Raw genomic sequence first — 919 nt, 5'->3', positions numbered from 1 at the left:
TCAATTATACCATTTTTAATATATTTAAACAAGAGAAAACCGATTTATTACATAAAATAGGGATAAAATTTTTAATTATCCATAAAAATGTTATTATGTTATATATTTAAGTGAAACTAACTGTCTAGATTTAAAATCAAATTAATTTCTAGAAATGTTTTAACAACCAGAGTGTACTATTCTAGTTTCAATTTATTGTGGTCCAGATATTAGCATCTACTTTTCAAAAATACAACAACGGCCTTGCACCTCTTAAAACGAGGAACAAGGCCGTTGTTATTTTTTTATTCATTGTCCACTTAACAATGAACAATACATATTTTGACTACATTTTTAGTCTTCTTTTTTCTTTGCAAGAGCAAGTCCGAGACCACCTAGCATACCAAGAAGTCCGAGAGATGCAAGAGTAGCATTTGATTCTGTTCCTGTATTTGGCAATACATTTTGAGAACCATTTGACTTAGCTCCATTATCAACAGTAGTCTTAGTATCTACCTGATCTGCATTCGGAGTAACTGCATCTGGAACTGGAGTTGTTGGTGCTGGTGCATCTTGACCAGAACCTCCATTAGTATCAGGTGTAACTGGAGTTACTGGAATTGTATTTGGATTTGTACTTCCACTTACTTTTCTGAAAATGTGGGTAATTACTGGTTCATTTTCATCAATCATTGTTCTTACAAATTCATATCCTGGAATTGAACCATGAGCAGTTGCATCTGCTTCGCCTGTCTTAACGGATGGTTTCAATACATTTCCATCTTCATCAATCCATCTAACTTCAATAGTTAACTCTCGCGAAGGGATTGGATCAGGTAGTTCACCGTTCACTCCACCATTGAATTCTGGTAATTCAACTGTTGGCGGTGCTATGAGTGTCATTTCTTCTCCGACTATATCGTGAGAAATTCCTATTTCT

Annotated in this window: 1 protein-coding gene; it reads right to left on the bottom strand. The window is 34.6% G+C overall.

Annotated features, from left to right (window positions below):
- Window positions 1-333: 333 nt before the first annotated feature.
- Window positions 334-919: LPXTG cell wall anchor domain-containing protein (locus tag O3601_RS09335; RefSeq protein ID WP_371472721.1), on the bottom strand; the 586-nt coding region annotated here is incomplete at its 5' end.

It is taken from the genome of Streptococcus sp. 20925_1_69 (assembly GCF_041432365.1).
Lineage (GTDB): Bacteria > Bacillota > Bacilli > Lactobacillales > Streptococcaceae > Streptococcus.
This window is presented reverse-complemented; position numbering and strand designations above follow the sequence as displayed.